This is a genomic window from Actinomycetota bacterium (genome assembly GCA_030684515.1).
Taxonomy (GTDB): domain Bacteria; phylum Actinomycetota; class Actinomycetes; order S36-B12; family S36-B12; genus UBA11398.
In genome coordinates, this window is record JAUXVJ010000002.1 from 272,830 (window position 1) to 282,117 (window position 9,288).

Genomic DNA, 9,288 nt, shown 5'->3' on the forward strand with positions numbered 1-9,288 from the left:
CATCACTTTCGATGACTTCCTTTCAGGCTCCAGATTCAGAGGCGGCGTTGCTGGCTTTCGATGCGGCGCATATCTGGCATCCCTACGCAAGCATCCCCGGGCTTGCGCCTCTCGTCGTGGATTCCGCCGAAGGGGTCCACCTCACGCTGCTTGATGGTCGGCATCTAGTCGATGCCATGTCCTCGTGGTGGGCGGCGATACATGGCTATCGCCATCCGGTTCTTGACGCTGCGGTGGTGCAGCAGCTCGGCAAGATGAGCCACGTGATGTTTGGGGGGCTCACTCACGCTCCCGCTGTGCACCTTGCTGAACGACTGATCCAGATCACCCCGGCACCTTTGAACCGGGTGTTCTTCAGCGACTCAGGTTCTGTTGCAGTCGAAGTGGCCGCCAAGATGGCCTTGCAGTACTGGGTTTCCTGCGACTTGCCTGGCAAGCACCGACTGATGACGTGGCGCGGCGGTTATCACGGCGACACCTTGCACCCGATGAGTGTTTGCGATCCCGAATCAGGAATGCATGCGCTGTGGCACGACACCCTTCCCCAGCAGGTCTTCGTCGATGCTCCGCCGGGAGGCTTCGAAGCGGCACCCCTTGCGACCTACATCGAAATGTGGGACGAGGAGCTGGCCTTGCACGCCAATGAGATTGCCGCGATCATCGTTGAGCCAGTTGTCCAAGGAGCTGGTGGCATGACATTCCACAGTCCCAGCTATCTCAAAGCCCTTCGTGAGCTTGCCGATCGGCACAACGTGCTGCTGATCTTCGATGAGATTGCAACTGGCTTTGGTCGAACTGGTGCCTTGTTCGCTGCGGACCACGCGGGCGTAAGCCCCGACATCATGTGCTTGGGCAAGGCGATGACTGGCGGATACTTGTCGATGGCCGCCACCCTGTGCACAGCCCAGGTTGCATCAGGAATCGCCGCTGGCCAGGTGCCGGTACTGGCGCACGGACCGACTTTCATGGCCAATCCGCTGGCTGCCGCAGTGTCCTTGGCGTCAATAGACCTGCTATTGAGGGGCGATTGGCGTTCAGACGTTGCACGCATCGAGCTCGGACTCAGCATGGGGCTCAGCTCTTTGGCGAATCATCCTGCGGTGAAGGATGTGCGAGTGCTGGGTGCGATTGGTGTCGTGCAGCTCAAGAACCCTGTCGATGTTGCGGCCGCGACCCAGGCTGCAGTTGGGGCAGGTGTGTGGATTCGACCCTTCAGCGATTTGATCTACACCATGCCTCCGTACATCTCATCAGATGAACACGTGGCTCAGATCTGCACTGCGATTGCAGCTGCAGTCGACAGCCAGCTCGCCACTCATTGGGGCACGCAATGAACTCACCTGACCCCCTTGCCTGGTTGGAGCACAAGAGCCTGATTCGCAGGCGGGCCGGTCTGCAGCGGGAACTCGCGCCGCGCTCTGAACAATCGCCGTGGGTGGACTTCGCCTCGAACGACTACTTGAAGCTGTCTGTGAATCCACGTGTGGTCGCAGCCGCGATCGGTGCTGCGACTCAGTGGGGAACGGGCGCCACTGGATCCAGGTTGGTCACCGGCACGATCGAGCTGCACACCGAGCTTGAGGGCGCACTTGCTGAACTCACGGGGGCCTCGAGTGCGCTTGTGTTTTCTTCCGGTTATCTGGCGAATCTGGCTGCAATCACCGCATTGGCTGGGCGCGACTGCGTAATCGTGGCCGACGGCGGCAACCATGCCTCGCTCATCGATGGCTGCAAATTGGCGAACTCTCGCTTGGTCACCATTGAGCACAGCGATCTCTCAGCAGCCGAGGATGCCTTGGCCAATCGATCGGAAACTCGAGCAATCCTCGTTATCGATGCAATCAACTCGGTATTCGGTGACCTCCTGCCATTAGCCAGATGGCATGCCATTGCTCGCAAGCATGGAGCGATCCTCGTGGTCGATGACGCGCATGGCATAGGCGTGCGAGGCAATGGTCGTGGTTCGGCTTGGGAGGCCGGAATTGCGGCGGAATCCGATGTCGTGGTCACGGTGACGCTCTCGAAATCCATTGGCTCACAGGGCGGAGCAGTGCTTGGGGATCAACGGGTCATCGATCACGTGCTCAACACCGCTCGCCCGTTCATCTTCGACACCGGGCTCAACCCACCGGCTGTCGGCGCGGCGCTGGAGGCTGTGCGGATTATTCGCGCGGAGCCTGAACTGTCTCGGACACTGCTTGAGCGTGCTGCAGCGATTGCTGACGCATTGAAGATCCAGACTTCTGATGCGGCGATCCTGTCGTGGACCGTCGGTGGCGCTCAAGAGGCCCTTGACTTGGCTGCTGGCCTGAGCGGATTGGGAGTACGTGTGGGTTGCTTTCGGCCGCCGTCTGTAGCGATCGGCTCGGCGGGACTGCGTATCACCGCAAACGCTGCACACACCGACGCCGATGTTGAACTCCTTGCGCGCAGCCTGAGTTCCCTGGTCTCGAAATGAAACTGGTCCTTGTCTCTGGCTCGGGGACCGGTTCCGGCAAGACCATCACTACTTCCGCCTTGGCCGCGTGTGCGCTCGCACAGGGACAGCGCGTGGCAGTGATCAAGCCAGTGCAAACAGGTGTCGGCAACGGCGAGACCAGTGATGTGCAGGTCGTGACGAGATTGACTGGGCTCAACGACGTCCACGAGCTGTTCAGCTTTGCTGAACCCCTGGCTCCCGGCACTGCCGCGCGTCGCCTTGGAGTTGCCGGACCGTCGATCTCTTCGCTGGCCGATGCAATCCTTGACCTCAAGAATCGAGATCTGATGATCGTCGAGGGCGCCGGCGGTGCACTTGTGCACCTCAACGCCGAGGGCAAGACCCTGCTCGATCTGGCTGTCGAACTTGGCTCTGGGCTCGGCGCTCCCGACAGCCTTGATGTAGTGCTGACAGCTTCGAGCTCGCTTGGAACCCTGCATTCCACAGCGGCCACCGCCATGGCTGTGCGCGCCAGCGGGCTGGACGTCGCTCACCTGGTCATCACGGATTGGCCACTTTCGGAGCCTGATCTGGCTCAGCTGTGCAACTTGGATGATCTGCCGCGATATAGCGGGTCGCCCATCAGTGGGATGCTTCCCGTAGGCATGGGGACCTTGGATCAAGCCCAGTTTCTGCAGCAGTCGCAGGCTTGGCTCGCCCCGGCGCTTGGCGGAGTCTTCAATACGGCAGAATTCCCCACGCTGGCTTCACGCCCATGAAATCAAGGAGAGTCTGGCTTTGACCACTGTTGAATCCCCCGAGGACTTCCTTGCTCGCGCTCGCGCCCAGGTGCTGGATCTGGGAGTTGGGCTGAATCAGGATGACGTCTTGCGTGTGCTTCAGCTTGGAGACGAGTGGGTTCCCGATGTCCTGGCCCTTGCCCACGACGTACGCATGCAGTGGTGCGGACCTACAGTCGAAGTCGAAGGCATCGTCAGCCTGAAGACCGGCGGCTGCCCTGAGGATTGCCACTTCTGCTCGCAGTCAGGTCAGTTCCAGTCTCCTGTACGGGCAGTGTGGTTGGACATTCCGAGCTTGGTCGAGGCAGCGAAGGAAACGGCGAAGACCGGCGCAACGGAATTCTGCATCGTCGCTGCCGTCCGTGGTCCTGATGAGCGCTTGATGGAGCAGATCGGCAAGGCAGTTGAGGCAATCAACGCGGCCGTGGAAATCAACATTGCCTGCTCTCTTGGAATGCTGAGCCCCGAGCAGGCACGTCAGCTCTCTGAGTGGGGTGTGCACCGCTACAACCACAATCTGGAAACTGCACGTAGTTACTTCACAAATGTTGTGACCACGCACACTTGGGATGAGCGTTGGGAAACGCTGCGGCTGGTTCATGCCGAAGGCATGGAAGTCTGCTGCGGCGGAATCGTCGGGCTCGGTGAGACTCTCGAGCAGCGTGCGGAATTCGCAGCGCAGTTGGCTGAGCTCAACCCTGCCGAAGTGCCATTGAATTTCTTGAACCCCCGCCCCGGAACGCCTTTTGGAGATCTGCCACTGATGGAGGGCAAGGACGCACTTCGCACCATTGCGGCCTTCCGCCTGGCGCTGCCCAAGACCATCCTGCGCTTTGCCGGTGGTCGTGAGCTGACTCTTGGAGATCTCGGTGCTCAGCAGGGCATGCTCGGTGGCATCAACGCAGTCATTGTGGGCAACTACCTCACGACTCTGGGCCGCCCAGCTGCTGCAGACATCGACATGCTGCTTGAGCTCAATATGCCGATCAAGTCCTTGACTAAGACTCTCTGATCTCGTCATGTCCGACCTCATGCAGACGTATTGCACGCAGTGCGGCGAAGAGTCTGTCGAGATGCACGCCGATTGCGCCTTGGAAGCCGTGCTCTCACCGCCGCGCTATTGCGGTGATTGCGGTCGGCGCATGAAGGTCCAAGTGACGCCTCTGCATTGGCGAGCCCGTTGCAGTGTGCACGGAGAAATCTCGGGATGACTGCTGTCGGTGTTTGCCCCGTTACGCATGGCCAAGTCGACTTCTTCGATCCGGCATTCATCGATTCCCCCGATGCTGTGCTCGCCGAGCTGCGCGAGACCTCCCCGGTCTTCTTCGACGAGATTACGGGCTGCTGGCTTGTCAGCCGACATGCTGATATTCGCTCGGTCCTGAGTCGGCCTGAAGTGTTCCGACCAGAGAACGCACTCACAGCTGTCACGACAATTGATCCATCAGCGCTTCGAATCCTGGCGCGGGTGGGATTCGAACTACCTGCCACTCTTGCCAACAACGGCGGCGCCAGTCATGCAGACTTACGCGCCTTGGTGCGCCAATTCTTCGCACCCGCCGCAATTGCAATAGCGCTGCCCATGATTCGAGAGCTCGCAGTCCAATCGGCTGCTCTGGTCAGACAGGATCTTGATGCCAGCGATGAAGCAGACCTCGTTGCACTGGTGACGCGTGACCTCCCAGCTCGCGTGCTGATCGGACTGCTGCATCTGGAAGACATCGACTTGCCAACCCTGAAGCGCTGGAGCACTGACTCACTTGAATTGTTCTGGGGAAACCCAGATGTCGAGCGCCAACGTGAACTTGTCGTTCAGGCCGCTGAGTTCTACTCCTGGCTTCGTGATCGCATCACCTCAGCAGATCCGTCTGGCCCGAGCCTGTTCTCAGTGCTGGCGGCGCACCGCACGTCGGACGGTCAGCCATTGCGTGTGCAGGAGTCAATCGGCATCTGCTACTTCTTGCTCGTTGCTGGTCAGGAAACCACAACACAATTTCTCTCCACTGTGCTGCGCAAGCTCATTGGACAGCCCGATCTCTGGCGTCGTTTGGCAAATGCGGGTGCCTACCCCGATGAATTGATCGCTTCGGAATGCGTGGAAGAGGTACTGCGACTGGAGACCCCCGTCGTGACCTGGCGGCGCATCACGACCCAGCCGGTGGTACTGGATGGGCAGTTGCTGCCCGCAAATGCCGAGGTTCTGCTGATGCTCGCGGGCAGCGGCTCTGACCCCGAAGTGTTCGAGGATCCCGAGCGATTCCTGCCTGGCCGCGATTCGGCGCGACAGCATTTGGCCTTCGGATTTGGGCGGCATTACTGCTTGGGTGCCACCTTGGCGCGAATGGAAGCGCAAGAAGTCCTGTTGATTCTGGCCCGTGAGCTGCCCGACATTCAACTGGTCGAAGCCCAGCCGCCGATGCTTGGACTGCTCTCCTTCAGGGCGCCCTTGCGGCTGTTGGTCAAGGCGTTGCAAGACTAAGCTGCAACATCTCGCACGTGCAGCAACTTTTCTATACCTTCGCTGCATCTGCTGGGTAGAATCCTGATTCATGTCGTATCTGCGCATTTCTGAAGTGGCCGGGCTACTGGGTGTCAGCGCCGACACAGTGCGCCGGTGGCTGGATTCGGGCCGGCTTGAACAAGCGGCCAATGTTGATGGACCTCGAGCCGTTGATGGAGCAAGCCTGGCGGCATTCATGGTCTCCCAGGCTCCATTGGTTCCAGCCCTGCGACAGTCGGCTCGCAACAGATTTCCCGGCATCGTGCTTCGCGTGGAGCGCGATGGTGTGATGGCCCTGGTGGAGATTCAGGCCGGGCCCCATCGGGTGACCTCGTTGATGAGTCGGGAATCTGCAGATGAACTCCAGCTTGCGCCGGGCGTGCTCGTCGCAGCGGTCATCAAATCAACCAATGTGGTCGTCGAGCTCGAAGACAAGAAGTGAAGTGGAGGTTGGGCCTGCTGGCAGGTATCGCGGCCTCAATGACTGCAGTGCTCGGTCTGACCCCCTCCCACGCTGAACCGACGCCTGTTCCCGCATCGGCACCAACCGGCGCGATCACAGTCTCGGCGGCGGCATCACTCACCGATGTATTTCCTGTGATCGCCAATGCCTTCATGAAGAAGTACCCCGGGACGTCAGTGCAGTTCAACTTCGCTGGCAGCTCCACGCTCGTGCAACAAATCATCGCGGGTGCCCCAGTTGATGTGCTCGCAACAGCGTCTGAGCCGACGATGTCGACTGCAGTAGCTGCTGGACGCGTCCGATCGCCGTTGCTCTTTGCCAAGAACAGGCTGGCGATTGCTTTGCCAAATGGCAATCCAGCAAATATCTCGGGACTTTCGAGTCTGAGTCGCGATGGGGTCCTAGTAGCGCAATGTGTTGTGAGCGTTCCCTGTGGTGCGGCAACTCGCAATCTGCTGGCAAGGAACGGCGTCACAGTGAAGCCAGTCACTCTCGAACTTGATGTGCGCTCGGTATTGGGCAAGGTGATGTCCGGTGAAGTTGATGCTGGCATCGTCTTTGTCACCGACGTGAGATCTGTTGGCTCCAAGGTCGCCTCGATCGCCCTTGCGAACAACGTGAACGTCACTACGACCTACCCGATCGCTTTGGTCAAGGGCGCAGCCAATCCAACGACGGCTCAGGCGTTTGTGAACTATGTGGCCTTCACTCCATCTGCGCAGGGCATCCTGCGCACTTATGGCTTCGCCAAGCCCTGGTGAAGCCATCTGCGCGTCCACGAGCTCCGTGGTTTCTGGTGCTACCCGCAATCGTGGCTCTGCTCTTTCTGGTTGCGCCCTTGTTCGCGCTCTTGACTCGCGCACCCTGGGGATCCTTCCTAGAGATCTTCAGCTCACAAGTTGCCCGCGATGCGCTTCGCCTTTCGATGGTCACGGCGACGCTTGCAACACTGCTTGCCACCGTGCTCGGAGTGCCGCTGGCCTGGCTGATCGCCCGCAGCGGGCTGCCTGGCACAGGTATTGCACGAAGCCTTGTGTTGGTGCCATTGCTCATCCCACCCGTGGTGTCTGGCGTTGCACTGCTCAATGCCTTTGGCAGGAGAGGCGCCTTCGGTCAATTTCTCTATGAGCAGTTCGGTATCCAACTGCCGTTCACAACGACAGGTGTCGTGCTTGCAGAAGCCTTTGTAGCGATGCCGTTCCTTGTTATTGCTGTCGAAGGTGGCTTTCGCTCGCTCAACAAGCAATATGAAGAAGCAGCAGCAACGCTTGGTGCTTCGTCGTGGACCACCTTTCGTCGCGTGTCCATGCCTCTGGTCGCACCCGCGCTTGGTGCCGGCATGGTGCTGTGCTGGGCGCGCGCGCTTGGCGAGTTCGGGGCGACGATCACTTTCGCTGGCAACTTTCCCGGCGTGACGCAGACGATGCCGCTGGCTGTGTATCAGGCGCTTGAAAGTGATCCCGCCGTTGCAATGGCATTGAGTTTGCTTCTCATAGCCATCTGCGTGCTGGTGCTGATCGTGCTCAGAGGCAGATTCATCAGGCCCTTGGCATCATCGTGACGATAGCCGCGCGATTCACCCTTGAACGAGGCACTTTTGCACTCAAGGTTGATCTCACGATCTTGGCTGGGCAAGTAACCGCGATCGTCGGACCCAATGGCGCCGGCAAGACGAGCTTTCTGCGGGCGCTCGCCGGATTGGATCGCATCACCACGGGCGAGATCCGAATGGACGAACAGCTTGTTGACAATTCGGATCGCGTCTTTGTTGCACCGAAGGACCGGTCCTCGGGGTACGTATTCCAGAACTACTTGCTGTTCCCGCACTTGTCAGTCCTTGAGAACGTGGCCTTCGGTTTTCGGTCACGTGGAATCCCGCGCAGGCAAGCTCGACAGAGGTCTGAACGCATGCTGACGCAATTGGGGATTGCATCCTTGGCTCGGCGAAAGCCGGCAACTCTTTCGGGCGGGCAGGCTCAAAGGGTTGCACTCGCTCGAGCTCTTGGGGGTGATCCTTCGCTGCTCCTCCTCGATGAGCCGCTGTCAGCTGCTGACGCCGAAACCAAGAATGACCTGCGCGCGGGCCTGGTCGAGCGTCTCAAGGAATTTGAGGGCTGCTGTGTCGTAGTGACGCACGATCCGATCGATGCGCTGCTCTTCGCCGACCGAGTGATTGTTCTCGAACATGGTCAGGTGGTGCAGGACGATTCGCCGGCCGGCATTGCAGCCCATCCACACACGAGGTATGTGGCAGCGTTGTTGAGTCTGAATCTCCTACGCGGCGTGGCCTCGGATGGAGAATTGGTGATGGGAAATGGCCGTGCGGTTCAGATCGCCAACAATTCGCTGCAGGGCCCTGCTGCAGCAGTCATACGTCCGGAGTCCATTGGCCTGCATCGTGAACAGCCGCAGGGAAGTGCGCGCAATGTCTGGCCAGGTGTGGTCAGTTTGATTCAGCCCTGGGAAGATCGGGTTCGCGTGCATGTGGATGCCGGACCTTCCCTCATCGCCACGATCACCACAGGCGCATTGGCCGAACTCGATTTCAAACCTGGCTCACCGGTGTGGCTCAGCGCGAAGGCAGTCGACATTCGGGCTTACTCGTTGGCGCCTGCGCAGGGCTTCCCAAATCCGTAGATTCAGGGCCCCGCACAAGCACTGTGAGCGTATGAAACTCCAGTCAAGATGAACAGATGCGAGCAGTGAATTTTTTGTAAAGACCGCAGTCAGCCCTTGGCACTGTCGAGCTTGAACTACCCCATTTGGCACTGATCTCCTGGAGGTGCTTGCGCCCCATTTCGGCCAGCACTCCGGCTTTCACCTTGTAGTCAGCGGCATGAGCCTTGAGGTATGGCATGAGCATGTGGTCGCTCTCATGTGAGAGCCTGCCTCGATGCTCGCCGTTCGGCAGGGATCCATCAAAAAGGGCCCCTGCCTTAGCAAGGGCCTTCTCGAAGTACACCGCGAGGTGTCTGAGTTCTTGACATTCAGGACGGGTGTCTCCAGACATAGAGGACGTTCTTGGTGGGGGTCCTGTTATGTCGTTGGCACGTGTGGTGGTAGCCGCTGTTGTGGTTGAGGGTCGTTCGAAGGCGTCGGTGGCTCG

General features: G+C 59.5%; 10 protein-coding genes. 9 read left to right on the forward strand and 1 reads right to left on the reverse strand.

What is annotated here, in order from left to right:
* Nucleotides 1-11 precede the first annotated feature (11 nt).
* From Q8M73_01610 to Q8M73_01650, 9 genes are all read left to right on the forward strand, one after another.
* Nucleotides 12-1,334: an adenosylmethionine--8-amino-7-oxononanoate transaminase gene (locus Q8M73_01610; GenBank protein MDP2287248.1), complete on the forward strand. Its 1,323-nt coding sequence runs from the start codon at nucleotides 12-14 to the stop codon at nucleotides 1,332-1,334.
* Entirely contained in the window at nucleotides 1,331-2,458 is a 1,128-nt protein-coding gene (locus Q8M73_01615; GenBank protein ID MDP2287249.1) for an 8-amino-7-oxononanoate synthase, read from the forward strand. The genes Q8M73_01610 and Q8M73_01615 overlap by 4 nt, the downstream gene beginning before the upstream one ends.
* Entirely contained in the window at nucleotides 2,455-3,198 is a 744-nt protein-coding gene (bioD, locus tag Q8M73_01620) for a dethiobiotin synthase (GenBank protein MDP2287250.1), read from the forward strand. The genes Q8M73_01615 and bioD overlap by 4 nt, the downstream gene beginning before the upstream one ends.
* Nucleotides 3,199-3,217: 19 nt before the next feature.
* The gene (gene bioB / locus Q8M73_01625) at nucleotides 3,218-4,231 is read left to right on the forward strand and encodes a biotin synthase BioB (GenBank protein MDP2287251.1); all 1,014 of its coding nucleotides are present in this window, start codon (nucleotides 3,218-3,220) and stop codon (nucleotides 4,229-4,231) included.
* Nucleotides 4,232-4,426: 195 nt separating this feature from the next.
* A complete protein-coding gene (locus Q8M73_01630) occupies nucleotides 4,427-5,698 on the forward strand; it encodes a cytochrome P450 (protein MDP2287252.1) in 1,272 nt (423 codons plus the stop codon).
* Between the two features lie 70 nt (nucleotides 5,699-5,768).
* Nucleotides 5,769-6,161 (forward strand): TOBE domain-containing protein, encoded by a 393-nt coding sequence (locus Q8M73_01635; protein ID MDP2287253.1) that lies wholly within the window; start codon nucleotides 5,769-5,771, stop codon nucleotides 6,159-6,161.
* A complete protein-coding gene (modA, locus tag Q8M73_01640) occupies nucleotides 6,158-6,943 on the forward strand; it encodes a molybdate ABC transporter substrate-binding protein (GenBank protein ID MDP2287254.1) in 786 nt (261 codons plus the stop codon). Before Q8M73_01635 ends, modA begins: the two co-directional genes overlap by 4 nt.
* On the forward strand, nucleotides 6,940-7,743 hold the full coding sequence (locus tag Q8M73_01645; protein MDP2287255.1) for an ABC transporter permease: 804 nt from the start codon (nucleotides 6,940-6,942) through the stop codon (nucleotides 7,741-7,743). Before modA ends, Q8M73_01645 begins: the two co-directional genes overlap by 4 nt.
* Nucleotides 7,740-8,819 carry an ABC transporter ATP-binding protein gene (locus tag Q8M73_01650; protein ID MDP2287256.1) on the forward strand — a complete coding sequence of 360 codons (1,080 nt, stop codon included), beginning with the start codon at nucleotides 7,740-7,742 and terminating at the stop codon, nucleotides 8,817-8,819. The genes Q8M73_01645 and Q8M73_01650 overlap by 4 nt, the downstream gene beginning before the upstream one ends.
* Before the next feature lie 43 nt (nucleotides 8,820-8,862).
* Here Q8M73_01650 and Q8M73_01655 read toward each other — a convergent pair.
* On the reverse strand, nucleotides 8,863-9,288 hold a 426-nt coding region (locus Q8M73_01655), incomplete at its 5' end, for a hypothetical protein (GenBank protein MDP2287257.1).